Annotated in this window: 21 protein-coding genes and 1 tRNA gene; 8 read left to right on the top strand and 14 right to left on the bottom strand. The window is 71.2% G+C overall.

What is annotated here, in order from left to right; genetic code table 11:
- A partial coding sequence (locus ND747_RS09645; protein WP_251733151.1) for a GAF domain-containing SpoIIE family protein phosphatase occupies positions 1–1,358 on the bottom strand: 1,358 nt, incomplete at its 3' end.
- 389 nt (positions 1,359–1,747) lie between these two features.
- On the opposite strand from ND747_RS09645, the gene ND747_RS09640 reads away from it, so the two are divergent.
- Together ND747_RS09640 and ND747_RS09635 are read left to right on the top strand one after the other, a co-directional pair.
- Entirely contained in the window at positions 1,748–3,475 is a 1,728-nt protein-coding gene (locus tag ND747_RS09640; RefSeq protein WP_251733153.1) for a glycoside hydrolase family 13 protein, read from the top strand.
- 30 nt (positions 3,476–3,505) lie between these two features.
- The gene (locus ND747_RS09635; protein ID WP_285900269.1) at positions 3,506–3,928 is read left to right on the top strand and encodes a globin; all 423 of its coding nucleotides are present in this window, start codon (positions 3,506–3,508) and stop codon (positions 3,926–3,928) included.
- 107 nt (positions 3,929–4,035) lie between these two features.
- On the opposite strand, the gene ettA is transcribed toward ND747_RS09635, so the two are convergent.
- Positions 4,036–5,718, bottom strand: a complete 1,683-nt coding sequence (gene ettA, locus ND747_RS09630; protein ID WP_251733149.1) for an energy-dependent translational throttle protein EttA — start codon at positions 5,716–5,718, stop codon at positions 4,036–4,038.
- A 215-nt stretch (positions 5,719–5,933) separates the two neighbouring features.
- Between ettA and ND747_RS09620 the strand changes: the two genes are divergently transcribed.
- A complete protein-coding gene (locus ND747_RS09620) occupies positions 5,934–7,280 on the top strand; it encodes a DUF1254 domain-containing protein (RefSeq protein ID WP_251733148.1) in 1,347 nt (448 codons plus the stop codon).
- A gap of 51 nt (positions 7,281–7,331) precedes the next feature.
- Here the strand turns inward: ND747_RS09620 and ND747_RS09615 are convergent, their stop codons facing one another.
- Together ND747_RS09615 and ND747_RS09610 are read right to left on the bottom strand one after the other, a co-directional pair.
- Positions 7,332–9,347, bottom strand: a complete 2,016-nt coding sequence (locus ND747_RS09615; RefSeq protein WP_308204595.1) for a phospholipid carrier-dependent glycosyltransferase — start codon at positions 9,345–9,347, stop codon at positions 7,332–7,334.
- A gap of 85 nt (positions 9,348–9,432) precedes the next feature.
- Complete coding sequence (locus ND747_RS09610; protein WP_251733146.1) at positions 9,433–10,026, bottom strand: single-stranded DNA-binding protein; 594 nt, start codon at positions 10,024–10,026, stop codon at positions 9,433–9,435.
- 449 nt (positions 10,027–10,475) lie between these two features.
- Here ND747_RS09610 and ND747_RS09605 point away from each other — a divergent pair, with 449 nt between their 5' ends.
- Together ND747_RS09605 and ND747_RS09600 are read left to right on the top strand one after the other, a co-directional pair.
- Complete coding sequence (locus tag ND747_RS09605; protein ID WP_251733145.1) at positions 10,476–11,354, top strand: aldo/keto reductase; 879 nt, start codon at positions 10,476–10,478, stop codon at positions 11,352–11,354.
- A 267-nt stretch (positions 11,355–11,621) separates the two neighbouring features.
- A tRNA-Arg gene (locus ND747_RS09600) sits at positions 11,622–11,694 on the top strand.
- 108 nt (positions 11,695–11,802) lie between these two features.
- On the opposite strand, the gene ND747_RS09595 is transcribed toward ND747_RS09600, so the two are convergent.
- The 7 genes from ND747_RS09595 to ND747_RS09565 all read right to left on the bottom strand — a co-directional run bounded on the left by ND747_RS09595 (position 11,803) and on the right by ND747_RS09565 (position 18,012).
- A complete protein-coding gene (locus ND747_RS09595; protein ID WP_251733144.1) occupies positions 11,803–13,080 on the bottom strand; it encodes a site-specific integrase in 1,278 nt (425 codons plus the stop codon).
- A gap of 154 nt (positions 13,081–13,234) precedes the next feature.
- Positions 13,235–13,531 (bottom strand): hypothetical protein, encoded by a 297-nt coding sequence (locus ND747_RS09590; protein ID WP_251733143.1) that lies wholly within the window; start codon positions 13,529–13,531, stop codon positions 13,235–13,237.
- A gap of 144 nt (positions 13,532–13,675) precedes the next feature.
- Positions 13,676–13,861 carry a helix-turn-helix domain-containing protein gene (locus ND747_RS09585; RefSeq protein ID WP_248810795.1) on the bottom strand — a complete coding sequence of 62 codons (186 nt, stop codon included), beginning with the start codon at positions 13,859–13,861 and terminating at the stop codon, positions 13,676–13,678.
- Positions 13,862–13,892: 31 nt separating this feature from the next.
- Entirely contained in the window at positions 13,893–15,602 is a 1,710-nt protein-coding gene (locus ND747_RS09580) for a replication initiator (protein ID WP_251733142.1), read from the bottom strand.
- Positions 15,599–17,173: an FtsK/SpoIIIE domain-containing protein gene (locus ND747_RS09575; RefSeq protein ID WP_251733141.1), complete on the bottom strand. Its 1,575-nt coding sequence runs from the start codon at positions 17,171–17,173 to the stop codon at positions 15,599–15,601. The genes ND747_RS09580 and ND747_RS09575 overlap by 4 nt, the downstream gene beginning before the upstream one ends.
- Positions 17,174–17,290: 117 nt before the next feature.
- Positions 17,291–17,605, bottom strand: a complete 315-nt coding sequence (locus tag ND747_RS09570; RefSeq protein ID WP_251733140.1) for a hypothetical protein — start codon at positions 17,603–17,605, stop codon at positions 17,291–17,293.
- Positions 17,602–18,012: a plasmid replication, integration and excision activator gene (locus ND747_RS09565; RefSeq protein ID WP_251733139.1), complete on the bottom strand. Its 411-nt coding sequence runs from the start codon at positions 18,010–18,012 to the stop codon at positions 17,602–17,604. The genes ND747_RS09570 and ND747_RS09565 overlap by 4 nt, the downstream gene beginning before the upstream one ends.
- A gap of 184 nt (positions 18,013–18,196) precedes the next feature.
- Between ND747_RS09565 and ND747_RS09560 the strand changes: the two genes are divergently transcribed.
- Complete coding sequence (locus ND747_RS09560) at positions 18,197–18,670, top strand: XRE family transcriptional regulator (RefSeq protein ID WP_251733138.1); 474 nt, start codon at positions 18,197–18,199, stop codon at positions 18,668–18,670.
- A 51-nt stretch (positions 18,671–18,721) separates the two neighbouring features.
- Here the strand turns inward: ND747_RS09560 and ND747_RS09555 are convergent, their stop codons facing one another.
- Both ND747_RS09555 and ND747_RS09550 read right to left on the bottom strand, forming a co-directional pair.
- Complete coding sequence (locus ND747_RS09555) at positions 18,722–19,192, bottom strand: hypothetical protein (protein WP_251733137.1); 471 nt, start codon at positions 19,190–19,192, stop codon at positions 18,722–18,724.
- A complete protein-coding gene (locus ND747_RS09550; protein WP_251733136.1) occupies positions 19,189–19,470 on the bottom strand; it encodes a hypothetical protein in 282 nt (93 codons plus the stop codon). Before ND747_RS09550 ends, ND747_RS09555 begins: the two co-directional genes overlap by 4 nt.
- Before the next feature lie 283 nt (positions 19,471–19,753).
- Here ND747_RS09550 and ND747_RS09545 point away from each other — a divergent pair, with 283 nt between their 5' ends.
- Positions 19,754–20,545 (top strand): helix-turn-helix domain-containing protein, encoded by a 792-nt coding sequence (locus ND747_RS09545; protein ID WP_251733135.1) that lies wholly within the window; start codon positions 19,754–19,756, stop codon positions 20,543–20,545.
- 6 nt (positions 20,546–20,551) lie between these two features.
- Positions 20,552–21,022, top strand: a complete 471-nt coding sequence (locus tag ND747_RS09540; RefSeq protein WP_251733134.1) for an NUDIX domain-containing protein — start codon at positions 20,552–20,554, stop codon at positions 21,020–21,022.
- Here ND747_RS09540 and ND747_RS09535 read toward each other — a convergent pair.
- Complete coding sequence (locus tag ND747_RS09535) at positions 21,010–21,558, bottom strand: HD domain-containing protein (RefSeq protein ID WP_308204594.1); 549 nt, start codon at positions 21,556–21,558, stop codon at positions 21,010–21,012. The two genes, ND747_RS09540 and ND747_RS09535, sit on opposite strands and share 13 nt — an antisense overlap.
- Positions 21,559–21,770 lie beyond the last annotated feature (212 nt).

Below are 21,770 nucleotides of genomic sequence, written 5' to 3'. Positions count from 1 at the left end.
ACGCCGGGCGGGGGACCCTGGGAGGGGCCGGGGGCCCGCCGGTCCACCCAGCTCCCGCCCGGGTCGGCCAGGTCACCGAAGCCGACCGCGATCGCCGCCGCGGCGTCCAGTTCGGCCTGCGCCTCGCGGGCGGCAGCGGCCTTGGCGCGCTGCTCGATCAGGCCGCGACGCAGGTTGCGCAGGCCGTCGACGAGCGGGCGTCGACGCGACTCGACCAGACCGTCGGTGAACATCACCAGCGCCGATCCGGGCGGCAGGCTCACCCTGGTCTCGCTGAACCCGGCGTTCTCGCCCTCGCCGACCCCCAGCGGCAGGCCGGGTTCGAGCACCAGGTAGTCGGGATCCTCGTCGGGCAGCACGACCAGCGGCGCGAGGTGGCCGGCGTTGGCGATGACGGCCCGTCCGGTGTGCCGGTCGTAGACCGCGTACATGCAGGTCGCCATCTGCAGGCCGGGCAGCATTCCGACGACCCGGTCGAGGCGGGAGAGCACCTCCGCGGGCGACCACTCCTCGAGCGCGTAGGCGCGCAGCGCCGCCCGCAGCTGGCCCATCACCGCCGCCGCCTGCAGGCCGCGGCCCATGACGTCACCGATGGCGACGCCGAAGCGGCCGCCGGAGAGCGGGATGATGTCGTAGAAGTCGCCGCCGACCTCGGTGCCCGCCGTCCCGGGGCGGTACTCCATGGCGATCTCGACGCCGTCGAGGGCCGGGGGGTTCGCCGGCAGCAGCGATCGCTGCAGGGTCAGCGCCGATTCCTGTGCCTCGCGGAACCGCATCGCGTTGCGCAGCGCGATCGAACCGCGCCGGGCCAGGCCCTCGAGCAGGACGATCTCGTCGTTGCGGTAGTCACCTGCGGGTCGACCGACCGTGAGCACCCCGAAGACCTCGCCGCCGGCGGCCAGCGGGACGTGCAGCGTCGGCCCGTCCCGCAGCTGGCGGAACCGCTGGTAACCCGATTCGGTGGTGGTCCGCAGGGCGCGCATGTCCTCGAGCCGGGGCAGGCAGCAGGTCTGCCCGGTGCGCAGCACGAGCCCCGGCGGGTACTCGTCGGCGAGCGACGGCGGACGAGCGGAGATCATCGCCCGCAGCAGCTGGTCGACCCGCGGATCAAGGGCGCTCGATGCGTTCAGCTGCGGGGTGTCGTCCTCACGCAGCCACACCAGGCTCACCACGCCCAGGTGCGGCAGTACGAGGTCGGCGAGCAGGTGGGCGACTCGTTCCGGATCCAGGGACTCGGCGAGCAGCAGGCCCGCGTCGGCCAGGAAACTCGCCGGAATGCCACTCGAGCGGCCCAGACCCAGGCCCTGGCTCCGGCCCGGCTCGCTCTGGCCGAGCTGACCGCGGACGGTGCGTCGCACCGCGGCGACCAACCGGCCGGCCGCTCGCCGCCCGGACCCGGCGACCGCCGGGTCCGGGCCGGAGTTTTCGCCCGCGGCTGTGCCACTCGCGCCGGCCGTGTCATGTGCGCCGACCGCGCCACTGGCGCCGCCTGGTTCGACAGCGCCGGACGCGTCTGACCGATGCCCGGGGGCCTGGTCGGACGTCGGAGTTGTATTCCCCCACTCCGGACGGTTCCCGACTCCCGGGACTGAGCCGTAACGGCCAGTCACCTGGTCCACCTGTGGAAGTGTAGTTCCGTACTCTGACATCGCGCATCGCGAGAATCTCGGCCGGACCCGACGGCGGGCCCCCGTTCCCGACCAGGATGGAGCGGATGAGTACAGGTCATGGCAAGCCGGATGATTCCATGATTGATCCGCATCAGGTCGACCGCCCCGACCACCCGGCCCGGCGGGATCCGCACTGGTGGCGCCGGGCCGTGCTCTACCAGGTGTACGTGCGCAGCTTCGCCGATTCCGACGGCGACGGGGTCGGCGATCTACCGGGCCTGCGCCGCCATCTGCCGGTGCTCGTCGAACTCGGGATCGACGCGCTGTGGATCACTCCGTTCTACCGGTCGCCGATGGCCGACCATGGCTACGACGTGGCCGACCACCGCGACGTCGACCCGCTGTTCGGCCGGCTCGCCGACCTGGACGCGCTGCTCGCCGAGGCCGCGGCCGCGGGGCTCGGCGTGCTCGTCGACCTCGTCCCGAACCATTCCAGCGCCGCGCATCCGGCGTTCGTGGCGGCCCTCGCCGCGCCGCCGGGCGACCCGCGACGGGCGCTCTACGTCTTTCGGGACGGGCGCGGGCCGGGCGGGGTGCTACCGCCGAACAACTGGCAGTCCGTCTTCGGTGGTCCCGCGTGGACCCGCGTCCCGGACGGCCAGTGGTACCTGCATCTGTTCGACGCCACCCAGCCCGACTGGAACTGGTCGCATCCGGCGGTGCGGGCCGACCACGAGGCGACCCTGCGGTTCTGGCTCGACCGGGGGGTCGACGGATTCCGCATCGACGTCAGCCACGGCCTGGTCAAGGATGCCGAGCTGCGGGACAACCCGCCCGGCCCGGCGCTCGAACCGGACAGCGGCTTCCGCGACGAGGCCGAGCCGCACGTGTGGGATCAGGACGGCGTGCACGAGGTCTACCGGTCCTGGCGGACGATCACCGACGGTTACACCGCCCGCGACGGCCGGCCCCGGGTCCTCGTCGGCGAGACCTGGGTGCGCGACCCGGTGCGCCTGGCCCGGTACGTCCGTCCCGACGAGCTGCATCTGACGTTCTCGTTCTCGCTGTTGTCCGCGCCGTTCGCGGCCGCGGCCTGGCGGGCGGCGATCGACGCCGAACGGGATGCCCTCGGCGCGGTCGGGGCCGCGGCCACCTGGGTGCTCGCCAACCACGACGTGGTCCGCCCGGTGGATCGCTACGGCGGCGGGGCGGTGGGCGAGCGCCGGGCCCGGGCGGCCCTGCTGACCATGCTGGCGCTGCCCGGCGTCGCCGTGCTCTATCAGGGTGACGAGCTGGCGCTGCCGCAGGCCGAGGTGGCACCGGCCGACCGACGTGACCCGGTGTGGACCCGCTCCGGGGGTACCTCGGTGGGCCGCGACGGCGCCCGGGTGCCGCTGCCGTGGTCGGGGGACGCACCGCCCTACGGTTTCACCGCGCCGGGCGTGCGGCCCTGGCTGCCCCAGCCCGTGGACTGGGCCGCGCGCAGCGTGCTGGCCCAGGCCGCCGATCCGATGTCGACCTGGCTGCTGGTGCGGGGTGCGCTGACGCTACGCCGCGCACTGCCGCAGCTGCGGGGCGAGGCCCTGCGCTGGCACGACGACGTTCCCGCCGGCTGCCTGGCCTTCGACCGACCACCGCCGGCTTCGGCCGCCGGACGCGGTTCCGCAGCTGCGTCCGCATCGGCCGCCGCGACGGCCACCTCGGTGGGGTCGGCCGGTATGACGTGTGTGATGGCCACGGACGGGCCGGTGCGGCTGGCGATCTCCGGCCGCCTGGTGCTGGCGAGCGGACCTGTGGGTTATGACGGCACGACGCTCGATCTCCCGCCGGACACGACCGTCTGGGTGGCTCCGCCCGCCCCATGAGGGCCCACACGCGGCCGGCCCGGTCGATGGCTGGCGCACAATGGACCAGTGAGCCAGCCTTCCACCCCGGCCCAGCCCACCACGACCTTCTTCGACGCCGTCGGCGGGGAGCCCACCTTCCGCACGCTGGTCGCGCGGTTCTACGAGGGTGTGGCGAACGACCCGGTACTGCGCCCGCTCTACCCAGAGGATGATCTTGAGGGCGCCGAGGAGCGGCTGCGGCTGTTCCTCATCCAGTACTGGGGCGGCCCCTCCGACTACCAGGAGCTACGGGGCCATCCCCGGCTGCGGCTGCGGCACGTCCCTTATGCCATCGGCTCGGTCGAACGCAACGCCTGGCTGGTCGTGATGCGCCGGGCGGTCGACTCGCTGAACCTGCCGCCCGACCAGTTCGACACCCTCTGGGAGTACCTGCGCACGGCCGCGAAGTCCCTGCAGAACCGACCCGACTGAGCGGCGCCGCTGGTCCGGCCGGCCCAGCCGGCCGCACGGCACGGCACCGAGACTCCGGACGTTCGCGACGGCCCGCTCCCTTTCCGGGCCGTCGCGAACGACCCGGATCAGTCGCGGGTGAGCTTGCGGTGGGTCACCCGGTGCGGGCGGGCGGCCTCCTGCCCGAGGCGGTCGATCTTGTTGGCCTCGTAGTCGGCGAAGTTGCCCTCGAACCAGAACCAGCGCCCCGGATCCTCGTCGGTGCCCTCCCACGCCAGGATGTGGGTGGAGACCCGGTCGAGGAACCACCGGTCGTGGGAGATCACCACGGCGCAGCCGGCGAACTCCAGCAGCGCGTCCTCGAGCGAGCGCAGCGTCTCGACGTCCAGGTCGTTGGTGGGCTCGTCGAGCAGCAGGACGTTGCCGCCACGCTTGAGGGTGAGCGCCAGGTTGAGCCGGTTGCGCTCACCGCCGGAGAGCACCCCGACCGGCTTCTGCTGGTCGGGGCCCTTGAAGCCGAACGACGACACCCACGCCCGGCTGGGCAGCTCGGTCTTGCCGACGATGATGTGGTCCAGGCCGTCCGAGACGACCTGCCAGACGTTCTTCTTCGGATCCAGTCCCGCGCGGGACTGGTCGACGTAGGCGATGTCGACGGTGTCCCCGATGACGAGCTCACCCGCGTCCGGCTCGGCCTGCCCGGTCAGCATCGTGAACAGGGTGGTCTTGCCGACACCGTTCGGGCCGATGACGCCGACGATGCCACCGCGGGGCAGCGTGAACGACAGCCCATCGATGAGCGGACGGTCGTCGAACCCCTTGGTGAGGTTGCGGGCCTCGATGACCTGGTTGCCCAGGCGGGGGCCGGGCGGGATCTGGATGTCCTCGAAGTCGCGCGGCCGGGCCCGGTCGGCCTCGGCGGCGAGCTCCTCGTAGCGGGCCAGGCGCGACTTGCTCTTGGTCTGGCGGGCCTTCGGGTTTGACCGGACCCACTCGAGCTCCTGGGCGAGCACCCGGCGCCGCTTGGCGTCCTTCTGACCCTCGACCTTCAGCCTGGAGGCCTTGTTCTCCAGGTAGGTCGTGTAGTTGCCCTCGTAGGGCAGGGCGCGACCACGGTCGAGCTCGAGGATCCACCCGGCGACGTTGTCGAGGAAGTACCGGTCGTGGGTGACGGCCAGCACGGCGCCGGCATAGCGGGCCAGGTGCTGCTCGAGCCAGGCGACGCTCTCGGCGTCGAGATGGTTGGTCGGCTCGTCGAGCAGCAGCAGGTCGGGGGCCTCCAGCAGCAGCTTGCACAGCGCCACCCGGCGCCGCTCACCGCCGGACAGCAGCGACACGTCGGCGTCGCCCGGGGGCAGCCGCAGCGCGTCCATCGCCTGGTCGAGCTGACTGTCGAGCTCCCAGGCGTTCGCCGCCTCGATCTTGTCGATGAGCTCGGCCTGCTCGGTGAGCAGCGCGTCGAAGTCCGCGTCGGGCGCGGACATCTTCTCGTTGATCTCCTCGTAGCGGGCGAGCACCCGGCGGATCTCCCGGACGCCGTCCTCGACGTTGCCGCGGACGTCCTTGGTCTCGTCCAGGGGTGGTTCCTGGGCGAGCATGCCGACGGTGTAGCCCGGGCTGAGGGTGGCATCGCCGTTGCTGGGGTGGTCGATCCCAGCCATGATCTTCAGTAGGGACGACTTCCCGGCCCCGTTGGGACCCACCACTCCGATCTTCGCTCCGGGCAGGAACGACAGGGTCACATCGTCGAGGATGACCTTGTCGCCGTGGGCCTTGCGCGCTTTGCGCATCTGGAAGACGTACTGCGCCATGTCTCCAACCCTAGGGCATGCCGGTGACCGGCCCGACGTCGGTGATCGGTCCGACGTCGGTGATCGGTCCGACGTCGGTGATCGGTCCGACGTCGGTGATCGGTCCGACGGGTCGGTCCGGTGCACGGACACAGGTGGGTAGCGCTCACCCGGTTGCGGGCACGCAACGTATGACGGCAAACACCTGACGGAATCGGATGGCTGCGATGCCCGGCATGCGCGCTAATGATCACCGCTTCGGCCTGGCCGCCGAGGCCTACGTCTTCGGCTACCCGCTGGTCAGCAGCGTGCGTCTGCTGGGCCGGTATGCCGGCGGTGGGCTCGGCAGCCGCGGGAACACCGGATTCAACTACTTCGACCACCAGTGGGAGCTGCCCGGGCCCCGCTCGTCGTTCGTCAGCCTGGAGGCGGACGTGCTGTCGTCGATCGCCCTGGTCGATCTCGCGGTCGGCCCGGTGATCCTGCAGCTGCCGACCGATCCCGAGCCGCCGCTGCTGGTGGTGCTCACCGACATGTGGCGCAACGCCTTCGCCTACCTGGGGTCGGCCAGCATCACCGGTGCCGACGGCGCCACGCCCTCGACCTACGTTCTGGTGCCGCCCGGGTGGTCACGGCGGCTGCCGGCGGGGTTCGTCCCGGTCGAGGCGCCCACCCGGCTGCTGATCCTGATCGCTCGGATCGCCCTCGACGATCCGAGCGAGGCCGATCTGGTTCACCACCGGCAGGACGCACTGCGGCTGTGCCCGCTCGACCGGCATGCTCCGCCCGCGCCGGGTCCCCCGCAGTCCACCCTGGCCGTGTGCGACGACCTGCGGTTCTGGGAGGAGCTGCGGATCTGGTTGGCAGCCTTCCCGCCGGCCGCGGCGGAGACGGACTACGCTCGCCGGTTCGCGCCGCTGGGGCTGTTCGACGATCCGTCGCCCTATGTGGATCCGGATCCGTCGCTGGCCTGGTCGCTGCGCGGCGGCCTGCGGGCGGGCCGCGACGGCCTGGAGCGGCTGGTGCACGCCGGACGCGCGCTGCGCGGCGGCTGGTCGAGCACCCCGCACGCCCTGGACTTCAACATCGACTTCCTCGGCCCCGGGACCCGCGACGATCCGGCCTGGCGCATCGCGGACCGCCAGCACGGGCGCCTGGCCCGGGCGATCCTTGCCCGTCAGCCGGTCGGCCCGACCCACGGCTACCGCAGCCTGCGTGCGAGCTGCCTGTTCGACGCGGACGGCCGGCGCCTGACCGGCGCGCACCGCTACACCATCGACTTCGCGCCCCCGCCGGACGGGGCGAGCTGGTCGCTCACCATGCACGACTCCCCGGACTACTATCTGGTCGACAATCCGCTGTCCCGTTACTGGCTGGGCAGTCGGACCAAGGGGCTGCGCAGCGGGCGGGACGGTTCGGTGCGTCTGTTCCTGCAGTGCGAGCAGCCGCCGGACGAGGACGAGCAGGCGAACTGGCTGCCCACTGCCGGCGGCGACTTCCGCCCGACCCTGCGCGTCGACGCCCCCGGCCCCACCGTGCTCGACGACGACTACGCCCCACCCCCCATCCACCGGGTCGACTGAGCCCGCCGGCCGCTCGGCTGGGTGGCTGGGTGGCTGGGTGGCTGGGCCCGTTTACCGGACGGCGCCGGGGACCGCGGTGAGGGTGAGGCCCAGCGGCGGCCGGGTGCCGGTGCCGATCTCGTCGACCGGCCCGAGCGAGCCGAGCACCGTGACCGCGGGCGCCCCGGAGAGGGCCAGCCGAACCGGGAGGATCTGCCGGTCCACGGTGCGTTCCCGGCCGTACGGGTCCGTGGCGAGCAGGGCAACGGTGACCGATGTCCCGCGACCGCCCCGCACGGTGCTCGCGGTGGCCTGCGGCGACGTCGGGTTGCCGGGGGTGCGCGCGGTCGACGCGGTGAGGTCGGTCGGGTCGAGTCCGTCGGCGTCGACGGTGAGGGTGAACGAGCTGGCGGCCCGCGGATCGACCGGAACCGTCAGGCGATGGCTGCCCGCGGTGAACACCAGCCGAGCGGACCGCACCGCTCCCGTAACGGACCGGGGGCCGATGGTGATCGCCACGTCGACCTGTTTACCGCTGCGGACGGCGAGCCGCTCAAGACGGGCCGTGGACGGCGAGCTCGGCGACCGGTTGTAGGCCGCGGCCATCCGCAGCAGGTAGGCCGACCGGTCGCGATGGTCCGCCGCGACGGTCAGGTCGTCGACGCCGCGGGCGATGGCATAGAGCTGCCGGCCGTCGAGGTCCGGACCGTTGGCCGTGACGGGCGACGGATGCCCGAGGAAGGCGGGGCTCGCCGCCACGAACACCAGCGACCGCCCCGGCAGGCCGGTCAGCATGGCGTGCAGATCCCGGTCATGATCGGTGAGCACACGGTTGTCGCGCACCGCACCGGTGACCACGAAACCGGTCAGCACGGCCACCGCGGTCACGACCGGCACGATCACCGCAAGTCCCATGCGGCGCCCGCGGGCAAGCAGCGCCGCCGCCCCGGCCGCACTGCCCACCGCGCCCAGCTGGACGAGCGGGACGAGCACCGGCACCAGATAGAACGGCCCGACATACCGGATGCCGCCCCACAGCTCGGCCGCGTTCCACGCCCCCCAGAAACCGACATATCCGATCAGGAACGCCACCCCGCCGAGCCCGAGCATCGCGGCCGGTGCCGACAGGCGACGCCGGACGGCGGCGCCGATCGCCGCGGCGGCGAGCACCACCCCGCCGCACGCCCAGCCGCCCAGCAGCCACAGATGGTCCCCGACGGAACGCAGGCCGTCCGCGAGCCCGAACTCGTGCAGCCCGTCCCCCGGGTAGAGCCGCCGCCCGCCGAAACCGAGCCGGTCGTCCGGCTCGAGCAGGGCGAACGGCAGCCGCAACGGGTTTCCGGTCGCCGCCAGGTTCGTCGCCAGCACCACCACGGCGGGCGCGGCGAGCCCGCACAGCAACCAGCGCAGCAACCACCAGCGCCGACCCGCGGACGTGACCGCGAGCCACACCGCCAGCGGACCCAGCAGCAGCACCGCGTCGTAGGGCCGTACCGCGCCCGCCACCCCGAGGGCGGCGCCACCCGCCACGACCGGCCAGACCTGATCTCGGCGCCGTCCGCGCAGCACCCCGAGGACCGCAGCCTGCATCAGGATGAGCGCCGGCAGATAGCTGAGCACCATGGCGCTCTGGATCATGGTGAGCGGGGAGAGCGCGAGCAGGGTGGCGGCCAGTGCCGCGACCCGCCGCGTGCCGCCCAGTTCCACGCCCAGCAGGTAGGTCACGATGACCGCGGTCGCCGCGATGACGGCGAGCGCCAGGTCGATGCTGCCGGTCAGCAGCAGCCCGACCGCGTAGATCGCCGGCACGAACGGCGTGTACTTCAGGACGTAATGGCCGTCGATCACCGTGCCCAACCAGGGCAGATAGGACTGGGCCGGGTCGGGCGCGGACGGAAACAGCCGGCCGGCGGCGAGGGTGCGGGCATGCAGCAGATAGATGCCCTCGTCGTTGTTCACCGACAGCAGCGGAAACACGGTGTGTCGCAGCACGACCGCGCCGACCGCCGCGCACACGGCGAGCGCCACCACATACCAGCCGGCCGCACTCACCCGGGGCACGGACGCGTCGTCGTGCCGGATACTCACCCCCGGCACGCTACCGAGCAGCCACGGCCGACCGGGCGGCAGGTCCGGCCCGCGTTGTGGTCGACGCGGGCCGGACCTGCCCGGGTCAGCTGACCAGTGCATCCGCGTGGCGGTCAGCGATGTCCCGCACGTCCCGCAGGGTCGCGGCATCGGCGGACGCAGGCAGGTCCGCCGCGTCGCCCGGATCGACCAGCGGGCCGTCACCGGGCAGTTCGATGTCCTCGTCCGGGTCCGCGTCGTCGTCCGGGTCAGCGGGATCCGCGACGTCCGACGCGGTGACGGACGTCGTGGTCGGCGCGGTCGCCGTTGCGCTGCCGCGGGCCAGGCGCTGTGAGCGCGCGCCGTGCCAGGTCAGCTCGGCGCCGACCGCGTCGGCATCGATCTCGAACGAGACCCGCCGCTCGCCCTCGCTCGTCTCGAACGACCGCTGGCGCAGATGCCCGAAGACCAGGGCACGGTCGCCCTTGTTCAGGCTGGAGGCGACGTTGTCGGCGAGCTGGCGCCAGCAGGAGACCCGCACGAACAGCGTCGTGCCGTCGACCCAGCGGCTCTCCGAACGGTCGAACCGCCGCGGTGTGGAGGCCAGCCGGAAGCTGCAGACGGACGCGCCACCCGCCGTCGTCCGATGCTCCGGATCGTCGACGAGATTGCCGACGACGGTGATGGTCGTGTCAAGCATGGGTGCTCCTCGGTTCAGGGAGGGAGTTCCGGGAGGGGTACCAGCGCGCATCCAGCCTGCAACGTCGCGGCGGCCGGGAGAAGCCCGCCCCGTGCGGCTGTGGACAACGCGACGCCGTCCACAGCCGGCGCACCCCCACATCGGGCCAGCACCCTGGGCGTCACCGATCGGGCTCCGGCTCCGCCAGGGGCTGATCCGGGCCGCTGCGGTGGACGGCGGTCCGGTCGAAGCAGGTCCGGTAGGAGCCCGGCCCGGGTGGGAACACCGTCCGGGGTGGGAACACCTGCCGGCAGACCCCGGTTGTCGCTGAGGGCATGCCAGCCACGGACTGAGTACGGTCCGCACCGGCATGCCGCCCACAGCCAGCAGCACCGTTCAGGTCAACCAGGCCGTTCGGGGCCCGTAGGCCCCTGCCCGGCCCGCCACACCGTCGTACCCGGAGGACACTGATGTCGACGACCACGACCACCAGCACGGACGCCGCCGGAAGCGGCACGTTCCTGCTCGGCGGCGACCTGCCGGTCACCCGGCTCGGGTTCGGCGCTATGCGCATCACCGGCGAGGGGATCTGGGGCCCACCCGCCGATCCGGACCAGGCCCGGGCCGTCCTGCGTCGGGCCGTCGAGCTTGGTGTGACCTTCATCGACACCGCCGACTCGTACGGTCCGGAGGTCAGCGAGACCCTGATCGCCGAGGCCCTGTACCCGTACCCGGACGACCTGGTCATCGCCACCAAGGGTGGTCTGACCCGGGGCGGGCCGAACCAGTGGACCCCGGTCGGGCGCCCCGCCTACCTGCGCCAGCAGGTGGAGCTGTCGCTGCGCCGGCTGCGCCTCGAACGCATCGACCTCTACCAGCTGCACCGCATCGACCCCGACACCCCCGTCGAGGACTCCCTCGGCGAGCTCCGGGCGCTGCAGCAGGAGGGCAAGATCCGCCACATCGGCCTGTCCGAGGTCTCCGTGGCGGACGTGGAGCACGCCCGCACCATCGTGCCGATCGTCAGCGTCCAGAACCGCTACAACCTGGCCTACCGCACTGCCGAGAAGCTGCTCGACCACGCCGAGCGGGAGAACATCGCCTTCATCCCGTGGGACCCGATGGCCACCGGCCGGCTGGCCCAGCCGGGCAGTGTGCTCGACACCGCCGCCCGCAGCCACACCGCCTCCCCCGCGCAGCTCGCCCTGGCCTGGCTGCTGCGCCGCTCGCCGGTGATCCTGCCGATTCCCGGCACGTCGTCGGTCGCCCACGTGGAGGAGAACATCGCCGCCGCCGGCATTACCCTCACCGACCAGGAGTTCGCCGACCTGGCCCACCTCGCCGCCTGACCCACCCGGCCAGTTCGGCCCGCCCGGCCCGCCCAGCCCGGGTGACCGAAGCAGCCGGCAGACCCGGACGCTCCGTCGGCCACCAGCCCGCCCGGGTAGTGGCCGACGGAGACGGCACCACTACCGACGAGCGCTACGCGGCGCCGCGACCGCGGCCATCCATCGTCGCCTCGACGCCCCGGACGCGGGTGTGTCCGCCATGTGTCCAGCACGGGCCCCGGACTTGCTACCCTGAGGGCGGCCCGCCCGGTGGGCTCATGCGTCAGCGCGCCCGTAGCTCAGTGGATAGAGCGAGTGCCTTCTAAGCACCAGGTCGCAGGTTCGATCCCTGCCGGGCGCACGTAGGGATCATGCCCGCATGCTGCGCCTTTCGATCCCCTCGCCATGTCTGCAGCTCCCCGAAACCCCTCAGGTGTAGCAACGCCTGTAGCAACGGGGCCGAGTGTGCTCAGGGCCGCGGGTTGGTCAGGTGGCCGTCGAGTTTGCCGAGGGCGCGGCGCTTCTCGCCCATGGACGCATGAGCGTAGATCGTCATCGTGACCTCGATCGCCGAGTGTCCGGCGATGTCGCGGACGATGTGCGGCGGAACGCCGAGATCGAGAAGCAGCGTCACGCAGGTGTGCCGCAGCCCGTGGAACACCACGGTGTCGAGTCCGGCCGCCCGTCGTAGCGGCATCCAGAACCGGCGGAGGTTGTCCGGTTCGATCGGGGTTCCGATCTTCGTGGTGAAGACGTGACCGGTGTTCACCCACCGCGTGCCGGCCGCTTCCCGCTCGGCGTCCTGGAGCCTGCGGTGCTCCGTCAGCGCGTCAGCCACCAGACCCAGCAGCGGAAGGGTGCGTTCCGAGTCGTCCGTCTTCGGCGGGAGCAGCCGCAGTTCCCCGCCGACCCGCTGAAGGGTGTGGCGGATGGTGAGCGTTTCCCGTTCCCTGTCGATGTCGGACCACTGGAGCCCGAGCAGTTCCCCCCGGCGCATTCCGAGGAACAGGGCCAGGACCAGCAGGGCGTACAGCCGGTCGCCGGTCGCGGCGTCGAGCAACATGTGGGCCTGGTCCACGGTCAGGCCCCGGTCGATGCCATAGCGCGGTGTCGAAACCTGCACGAGCTTGGCGACGTTGCGCCGGATCAGTTCCTCGCGGACCGCCGCTTGCAGCGCGTTACGCAGCACCGCGTGAACGACCTGGACCTGACGCTTCGAGGGACGTCGTTCGCAGCACCGACCGACCGCGCAGCAGCGCCGCTCCCCCACCGGACGGGCAGTATCTCTCCCCCGTTCGCAGCACAGGCAGGTGTTCTCCAGTCGCCGGATGAACTGGCGAACCTCGGCCGCCGTCAGCTTGTTCAGCCGCTTCTTGCCGAGACCCGGCATGAGGTAGATCCGAACGGCCTTCTCATACGTGATGTAGGTGTTCGGCTGCCGATTCGGCTTCACCGTGCCCTCCAGCCACGCCGACAGGAACCGACCGACCGTCCACCCGGTCGCGTCCGCGGGAATGCCCTGATCGGAGTTGGCCTGTAGCTCGGTGAGCTTGCCCCGGACGATCTCCTCCGACCTGCCGTAGACCGGCCGCCGTTTGGTGGTGCCGTCGGGCATGAGGACGTAGGCCGCGCCGACCCACATGCCGTCGGCGCGTTGGTAGATCGAGCCCTGTCCGTTGGCGCGCTTCGTCCGTTCCCTGCGGGTCTTGCGCCGGCCGTTCGTGGGGGCGTCGTCATTGGCGGGCATGGTGAGCGTGGCTCCTTGCCGAGAGATGGGGTGGGCTCGCCGCCGGGGCCGGTCGCGGGATGCGGTGTCGGCCCAGGACGAGATGCCCCCCGTTCCTCCGGCGAAGGGATGGTCTTCCGGGCCGCGGCGGAGGAACGGGGAGAGCGACGGTGGGTTACGGCGTCGCGTGTGCCGCCGCCGGGTCGGGCGGGTTCGTCTCGCCGGCCGGGACGGTTGCCGGATCGCCGGGGACCGGGCGGAAGATCAGGACGATGTCGACATCGCCGAAGTGCTCGGTGAAGAAGGCGGCCGGCGGCAGCGTGGTGAGCAGCGCCACCAAGTCGCCGATGTCAGCACCAGGACGGAGGATCACCGCATGATCGCCGTTGTGGTCGGCTCTGGCGGAGATGAGGGGATGGTCGTCGCCGGGGGTCCGCCACGCGCCGTGCGGTCCGGACGAGAAGATGGGCACAGGTCTCTCTCCTTGCTTGTTCCAAGGGGTGGGGCTCAGGTCCCGGCCGGGTGTTGGTAGCACCCGCCGGGACCGTCTTGATCGCCGAGAAGATCGGGCCCGCGGCTGGTGGCCCGCGGTTCCGGGCGTGAGCCCGTTTGCCGGTCACGCGGCTTCTCCTTCGCCGCGCAGCCGATCGACGTAGGCGAGGACCGCGGCGCGGGGAACACGGCGGGACCGCCCGATCTGGACCGCTTCAAGGCGGTTGGCTCGGATCAGGTCATAGACGGTGGTCCGGCCGACGCCGAGCAGGGCCGCCGCTTCGTTGACGGTCAGCAAGAGCTTGTGCACGGGTCTCTCCGAGGACTCACAGGACAGGGGTTCAGGCGGCGTCGGGCAGCGGTGGGCCGGTTGCCGGAAGGCCGTCGGCAGCAGCGGCCCGGGCGGCATCGAGCTGCGCCCGCCAGGCGTGGCGTTGCGCGACCGCGTGCAACAGCAGATGTTCACGGCGAGGTGCCGCCGGGTCGCCGGGCCGCAGGAGCTGCCAGACCATCCGGGCCGGGTCGGACTCGCCGTCGGGTGTGGCCGGGCCGGTCCCGGTGGCGCCGAGGGCGTCGAGTTGCTGCCGGATGAACGTGACCCGGTCGTGTCGGTGGTCGGTGAGGGTTTTGCCGGACCAGTGTCGGGAGACCAGGACGCGCCGGCCGCCGAAGCCGAGGGTTTCTCGCCGGTGGATCTTGCCCTTGCATCGTCCGGGGACGAGTCCGGGGCGGGGGTTGCGGGGTTGGATGGCGTAGCGCAGCCAGTTCGCGCAGGTCGGGGAGCAGGGTTCGTGGCGTAGGGCGTCGGCGAGCCGGTCGACGTGGCGGCGTTGCGGGTCGCTGGCGAGGTTGTGGCAGGCGTCGAGGCTTTTGGTCAGGTACTTGGTCAGATAGCCGATCATCCGGCCGGTCTGCGCGCTGTTCGCGGTGACCCCGTCGGCGCGCAGTTGCGGGCCGAAGCGGACGACGTGGGCGGGTTCGTCGTCCTCGCCGATGCCGTCGAGGGCGTCATCCCAGGACAGCAGCGGCAGCCCGCTGTCGGGATCGACGTAGCCGGCGGCTCCCTCGTTCCAGACTGGTAGCCGGTGATCGTCGTAGACCGGCCGGTCAGCCTGCGGCCACCAGACCTGGTGGTAGGTGGCCGCCGCGACCAGGCGCAGCATCGCCCGGGGGATGGTGCCGCGGATCGCCGCGTGCAGGTGCGGGGCAAGGCGTTTCTGGGGTTCCAGCGCGGCGAAGTACTGGACGTCCCAGCCGACCGCGCGGCGCAGGTTCTGCCAGAACCGGTCGAGCAGCTTCGGGAAGTGGATGGCGTCCCGGGCGGCCCGCCGGTAGTCGTAGGACGCCGGGTCGACGGGGGTGCCGTCGGAGTGGACCCGGCCGTAGGTGTCGCAGGTCAGGGTGAGGAACATCGACGGGCGCCACACCGTCCCATCCGCTGCCTCGAAGGTCCGCCCGACCGTGCGCCGGTCGACGGGGAAACGGGGCAGGTCGGGGGCGTCCTGGCGCCGCCGGGTCGAGCGGACACGCCGCGGCCGGTCCCGGTTGTCCGGGGCAGCCTTGCCCCGCACACCCAATGCGGCCAGTTCGTCGTCGACCTGCCCGATCAGCTCGTCGATCTCCCCGGCCTGACCGACATCGCCGGCTGTCAGGACGTCGGCGCGGGCCGCTTCAAGGTCCGCGCGCAGGGTCGCGAGGGCTTTGGCGTCGTCGGTGGGTGGGTCGGGGTCGGGGACCGGTTCGTCATCGAGATGCCAGCCGGTCTTGCACTGAGCCATCCGTAGCCGGCGGGCTTTCTCCGCACACGGAGGGCATTTCGATGCCAAGGTGGCGCTACACGGGACGGGGATGATCTGTGTTTCGCCGGTGTCCAGGTTGGTCCGGCGCATCGGCATCGGCCGGACACACACCCCGTTGTCCAAAGCGACGGCCTCGACAACGTGGCGGGCCAGGGGCATCCGCATGCGCGCGGCCCGGGAACCCGGACGCTCACCATCCCCGGGGGGCGGGGTGGGAGCGGCCGGGTCAGGTCCGTGGAGTGGCGCGGTCATGCGGCGGCGTCGAGCTGGTCGGGGGCGCCGTCGGGATCGTCATCGCCGGTGAAGGCGTCAAGGTCGGGCACCCAGCCGCCGGCCATCGCAGGCCGGTAGGTGTGCACGGTGCGGGCGATCTCGTCGTCGTCGATGAACGCGGCCCGGACCCGGATCGGGTCGGGGTTACCGTCGTGCAGGACGTAGCCGACCCCGGGCAGCGACAGCGGGATCTCCTCCGCCCGTGCTCCCCGGTCGCGGGAACCGGAGCCAAGGACAAGGTCGGCCTGGTCGGGTTCGGTCATCCGGAGTGCGACCCGCACCGGGAACAGGTCCCGGAACGGCAGCACGTCCTTGCGCGGGTCCTGCACCGCGGCCAGGACCACCACACCGGGGGCCCGGCCCTGCGAGAGCAGCAGCGGCAGCGCCGCACCGATCCGCTTCTTCAGCTCCCGTTCGGTGACGTAGGCGGTCAGCGAGGCGATCTCATCGACGACCAGGACGATCAGCGGCTCTGTGGTGGTCGGGGTGTGCAGCCGGGTCACACCGGACAGCCGGGCGGTCCGGTCCTGCATGACGGTCACAGCGTCGTCGAGCAGCGCGGCGATGGTGTCCGTGGTGGTGGCGAACCGGGTGAACATCGCCCGGCCGAAGGCCAGTTCCATCCCGCCCTTGGGGTCACACACCCACAGCTCCACCAGCCCTGCCCGCACTCCCGGGCCGAGACCCCGCAGCAGCGACCACAGCACCGAGCCCTTCCCCGCCCCGGTGGCACCAGCGACCAGGACATGCGTCCCACGCACCGGCAGCGTCCAGGCCGATCCGTCTTCGCAGCGGCCCACGGGGATCGCGGACAGTCCAGCGACGAGCCGGGCATAGGCGGTGTGGACCGGGGTGGGGTCCGGGTCGGCGCCGGCCGGGTCAGGGTCGGCGTCGCCCGGAGTGCTGCTCATCTCGTCGAGGTGGGTGGGGGTGACGGGGCGGGTGAGGGTGTCGCGGTGGTGGAAGTGCAACCGGATGAAGCGGAACGTCTCGGCCTGCACCTGGCAGCGCCGGGCCCGGAAGGTATGCCGCAGCGCCTCGGCCTGCTCCGCCCACTGCTCGGGGGTCTGACCGGGCAGCAGCTCCACCCGCAGGGTGTCCACAGCCCGAGTAGAACGGATCGTGCGGATACGCGGGAAATACTCGTCGAACGTCACCTGATCGCCAGTCGACATCGGCATGCGGATCGCAAGGTCGGTGTGGACCATCGCCGCCCGCCACCGCCACCGGTAGACGAACGCCAGCCGGGTCCGGCCCCACAGCCAGCGGCCCAGCCAGGAGCACGACCGCGGGTGCACCCGCGCCCAGACCAGCACCACCACGACCAGCCCGCCAGCGAGCACCGCCAGGCCCACCGGGCCGAACCGGTGGACGACCAACAGCAGCCCGACCACGACGGCGACCGCGATCCGGTGGCGGAAGGACCAGCGGACGGCGAGCCACAGGCCCTTCCCAGCGACGGCCAGGAGCAGCATCCACAGCGGCACCCGCATCTTGTCGTTGCGGGTGGGAATACGCGGCGACGCCTTGTCGCCGCTGATTCTGGACATGGCAAATACCACCTGTTTTCGAGCGCGCGGAACTACAGGGATATGCGAACGGGGAGACAGTGGGTGGCCCCGGAACGGAAACAGAAAGTCCGGACCTCCGGAAGGGAAAGGGTGGTGCTAGGCTGCGCGGTTCTCCGTCGCGGCCGCCGTTTCGGTGGCGTCAGCCGAAGGGTTTTCCGCTTCCTCGGAATCGAACCGGTGGGCTTCGCAGGCGATGAGATAGTCGTTCGGCGCGGCCAGCAGTGCGTAGGCGAAATCCAGGTGATCGGCGTCCGGAACGCCATGCTTCGCCGACACGGCCAGCGACATCCCACCGGCATCGACGGCCAGGATCGGACCGCGGTTGGGGTAGGTGTGGCAGGTCACCCGCCAGTCACCGCCGACGCCCAGGGACATCGACAGGTACGACGGTTTGCGTTCCTCGCCGTTCACGCCGCCACCGCCGCAGCCCGCCGACCAGCCTGGCCCACGGCCACCATCGCCGCCGCCCGCAACGCGAACGCCTGCCGCGGACGGGACCCGTTGGTATCCACCCACGGCGTCACCGTCAACCCCTCGAACACCACCGGCCGAAACGGCGTCCCCGCCATCACCTCCGGCGGCACCGGCTGCACCTCACCGGTGATCTTCACCTTCACCTCGGCCTGCCGAGCCGTCGGGTCCGCGTTCAACACCCGCACCACCCACACCCGCTCACCGGTGTCCTTGTCCCGCGCCTGTACGTCCGGCAGTTTCGCCTTCACCTTCTCGTAGTCGCTCGACGCCTCCACCCCCAGCACAAACGCACCCGCCGGGAACACGTCCTCGAAACGCACCGGAATACGCGACGGCACCGCCATTGACGATCATCCTCCGAGTGGTAAGCCTCGCCGCCGGTGTTCCGGCCGCTGTCGGGCAACACCCACTCTGAACCGCTCACTAACCGCTCGCCAAGTAGTTTCGCGCCGATGTATACGGGCGTGGGATGGAAAATATCCACTGACCGGCTGGAGTATCCGTTCACCATCAGGCTAAATTTTGCGGGTGGCAAACAGACGGGGAGTTCCGCCGTACACCGCCCGTGGGCGGGTGGAGGGCGAGGACTGGCAGGCCGTGGCCGACGCACTCAACGTGCGGATGGCAACGCTGCGGATCGGACAGCAGGCCCTCGCCGAGGTATCCGGGGTTTCGGTCGCGACACTACGCCAGCTTCAGCACGGAGCCCAGCGGCGCCGAGTCCAGAACGCGACGCTCACCGCCGTGGCCCGCGCGCTCGACTGGCCGCACGACCATCTCATCCGTGTCCTGCTCCAAGACCAAGACCAAGAGCTGGAGCAGGACGCCGCGGAGCACGCACCACCGGCGAGTGCCCCTGGAAGCGTGGGCACCGACCATCAGATTCTCGCCGTCCTGCTCCGCATCGAGCAGCGACTGACCGACCTTGCGGAACGCATCATGCCTGGGATTGGCAGCACTGGAGAAGGAGCCAACGACAACGGGCCGGACCCGGCGGAGTAGCACCCGCCGGACCGGCCCGTCCGTGGTCAGAAGCCGTTCGATGTGGTCAGCTCACGAGACAGGTGGGACACCGAGGGCATGCAGGATGGCCCGGCGGACCGATTCGAGCGCTTCCACCTGACCGGCCTGGAACGCCGCACGCTCTCCACCGGTCATCCACCGCGAGTCGGGCCGGCATGGATGGAGATCTAGGACCACCCGCAGGGCGGCGTTCGCGCAGCCCCGTCGAGACGGCCCCGGATCGTCGTTGTCGATGTCGCCTGCCAGCTCGGGCGGTGCGCGGTAGACGAGCACGATGTCCACGTCCCCGAAGGACTCGGCGAACGTCAGCCCGGCCGGCATCCGGGCCACTGCCCGGAGGATGTCCGCGGAGTCCGAGCCCGGTTGCACGATCACCGCCCATTCTGCGGCGCCCCACGGCAGCAGCGCGACGGCGGCCGGATGTCCTGGATTGCCCGGTGCGCCGTTGGCGGTGACCGGTGCGGCCGACCTTGACTGATCAGGCGAAACGGACGAGGTCATGCCCACCGCCGACGGGTCGGGAAACGGGCCACCATCTCGTCGAGCGGTAGTCGGGCGCCGGCCGGTGGGCGCAGTTGCTCGGGGACCACGAACCGCAACGGGGTCACCTGGTAGTCGTCCGTCCACTGCTCACGAATCACGAGGAGGTCAGCCGCGGCGGCCGTGTCGAAGGAGATCAGCGTGTCGCGTACCCGCCGTTCCTTGCCGGGGTCGAATCGGACGATGCCGAACAGTGGCCTGCCCGGGTCCTCACCGCCACCTGCATCGAATGTGATCACGATCTGCCCTCCCGTGCTCGGCGACGTGCAGTGGATGCCAGGAGCCGCCGGGGGACGAACGCCACCAGGCGGAACCGGTGCCCATCCACCGTCCAGCCGGGACAGGTGTCACGGAAGGCCGCTGGACGTATACGCCCAGGCTTCCGATCTATACGGAGACCGGATACTCTGCCTGCAGTCGATTGAGGACAGACGGTCCTGTTCCTACCGTCCGGAGGCGCTTGTGGTGTCCGTCCGTCGCCCCCTTCCACAGGCTCCGGCCGATCTGTGGGACCGGCCCGACATGTCCGAGGCCCTCGCCCGCCGCGATATCGGCGCGGTTTTCAAGATCTACCGCCAGTGGACCGGAGCGACCCAGACGCAGATCGCCGCCGTCTGCGAGGTCCCGCAGTCGCATGTGAGCGAGATCCAGAACGGCCGCCGCCAGGTCACCAGCCTGGAGATCTTCGAGCGGATCGCCGACGGGATCGGCATCCCACGGGCACGCATCGGCCTGGCGGACAAGCCGGGCAGCGTTCCGGAGCCCCGCACCGGGGCCGCCGGTGTGCCGGCCGCGGAGGTACCCGCCGAGATCGTGCGGGTCTACCCGAGCCGCACCGCCGTGCCGGGCGATCTGTGGCGGACCCTGTTCGCCGAGGCGACACATCAGGTCGACGTTCTCGTGATCGCCGGCCTGTTCCTGCCCGACGGGCACGCCGACTTCACGACCATCCTGAGGCGCAAGGGCGCAAGCGGGGTCAAGATCCGCTATGCGCTCGGGAACCCCGAGTCCCTCGCCGTCGCCCTACGCGGGGATGAGGAGGGCATCGGGGATGGCCTGGCCGCCCGGACCCGGATCACCCTCACCTACCTCGCCGCCCTGCGGGACGCCCCCGGGATCGATCTACGCTTGCACAGCACCACGCTCTACAACTCGATCTACCGGTTCGACGGCGACATGCTCGTGAACACCCACGTCTACGGTGCCCCCGCCGCCCACTCACCCGTCCTGCACCTGCGCGAGCAGCCCGGCGGGCTGTTCGACCACTACGCGGCGAGCTTCGAGCGGGTCTGGGCCACCACCGAAGGAGCCTGATACCTCGTGGCGCGGATCGACTACTTCAACGACCCGAACGCTCCCAAGGCGAACAGCGTCGTCCCCTCGGTCACGGCCGTGGTCGTCGACGAGTCCAATCGCATCCTGATGGTCCACAAGACCGACAACAACCTGTGGGCGCTCCCCGGCGGCGGCATGGACCTCGGCGAGTCCATCACCGACGCCGCCGTCCGGGAGACCAAAGAAGAGACCGGCATCGACATCGAGGTCACCGGCCTGATCGGCGTCTACACCAACCCGCGGCACGTCCTGGCCTACGACGACGGCGAGGTCCGCCAACAGTTCTCACTCTGCTTCACGACCCGCCTGCTCGGCGGCGAACTACGGACGTCCAGTGAGACGAAAGAGGTCCAGTGGGTCGCCCCGGCCGACCTTGACGGGCTGAACATCCACCCGTCAATGCGCCTGCGAATCGATCACTACCTGGAGGGGCGGGCAACCCCTTACCTTGGCTGATCCAGTGCCAGCCGGGACGAGGTCCGGTCGACCGACGCTTGTAACTCGGGCCGGGCCCGGCTGATCGACCGGTGAACGATCGATCCTTCCCCATAGCGGGCGAGGATCTCCGCGATGCGGTCGGGGAAGCTGAACCGCTGGCCCTGCGGACCGGTCGTCATGTCCGCCGTGCACAGCGCGTCCATCACAGGCGAGACTTCCAGTTCCCAGGCGGACAGCTCCGCCGTCAGTCCCCGTTCCTCGGCTTCGTACCGGGCGCACGAGTGGTGCGCGACCAGGGCGCACAGCCGTTCCGGAGCTTCCTGGGCTTCGAGGAACCGCGCGCCGTCGACCGGATGGAACCGTAGGTGGCCGATCGGCGGGGCGTAGCCGATGTCATGCAGCCAAGCCGCAGCCACCAGCAGATCCCGATCTTCCGGGTCGACCGCTGCCGAAACCTCGCGAGCAGCAGCGGCCACCGCCTGCACATGCCGCCACCGATCCCCCAACGGGGTCAGAAGCCCGCTCGCCAACCGCTCAGCAGCCGCTACCTCCACCAGATCACCGTACGACGCCCGGCCCCAGGCCGTCAGCGAGTGCCACAGACTGCCGAATCCCCCGTTTTAGGATCAAGACCTATGGCCGACGGCCGCGCCGCGCGGCGGCTGCGCGCGGCGCGAACGCGCCGTGCTCGCCGGCGCGGCGCGAACTCGGTACCTGCCCTGATCTTGAGGGGTTCATGAGCGTCCTCTTCGGCTCCTAACCAGAA

It is taken from the genome of Frankia sp. R82, from assembly GCF_023716925.1.
GTDB lineage: Bacteria > Actinomycetota > Actinomycetes > Frankiales > Frankiaceae > Frankia.
This window is presented reverse-complemented; position numbering and strand designations above follow the sequence as displayed.

What these genes read in the sequence shown, in the direction of transcription:
- ND747_RS09620 (WP_251733148.1), top strand. Translation starts at nt 5,934, where the DNA reads ATGCGCGCTAATGATCACCGCTTCGGCCTGGCCGCCGAGGCCTACGTC.
- ND747_RS09595 (WP_251733144.1), bottom strand. Translation starts at nt 13,080, where the DNA reads ATGCCCGCCAATGACGACGCCCCCACGAACGGCCGGCGCAAGACCCGC.
- ND747_RS09545 (WP_251733135.1), top strand. Translation starts at nt 19,754, where the DNA reads ATGTCCGAGGCCCTCGCCCGCCGCGATATCGGCGCGGTTTTCAAGATC.
- ND747_RS09640 (WP_251733153.1), top strand. Translation starts at nt 1,748, where the DNA reads ATGATTGATCCGCATCAGGTCGACCGCCCCGACCACCCGGCCCGGCGG.
- ND747_RS09555 (WP_251733137.1), bottom strand. Translation starts at nt 19,192, where the DNA reads ATGACCTCGTCCGTTTCGCCTGATCAGTCAAGGTCGGCCGCACCGGTC.
- ND747_RS09605 (WP_251733145.1), top strand. Translation starts at nt 10,476, where the DNA reads ATGTCGACGACCACGACCACCAGCACGGACGCCGCCGGAAGCGGCACG.
- ND747_RS09610 (WP_251733146.1), bottom strand. Translation starts at nt 10,026, where the DNA reads ATGCTTGACACGACCATCACCGTCGTCGGCAATCTCGTCGACGATCCG.
- ettA (WP_251733149.1), bottom strand. Translation starts at nt 5,718, where the DNA reads ATGGCGCAGTACGTCTTCCAGATGCGCAAAGCGCGCAAGGCCCACGGC.
- ND747_RS09565 (WP_251733139.1), bottom strand. Translation starts at nt 18,012, where the DNA reads ATGGCGGTGCCGTCGCGTATTCCGGTGCGTTTCGAGGACGTGTTCCCG.
- ND747_RS09580 (WP_251733142.1), bottom strand. Translation starts at nt 15,602, where the DNA reads ATGACCGCGCCACTCCACGGACCTGACCCGGCCGCTCCCACCCCGCCC.
- ND747_RS09575 (WP_251733141.1), bottom strand. Translation starts at nt 17,173, where the DNA reads ATGTCCAGAATCAGCGGCGACAAGGCGTCGCCGCGTATTCCCACCCGC.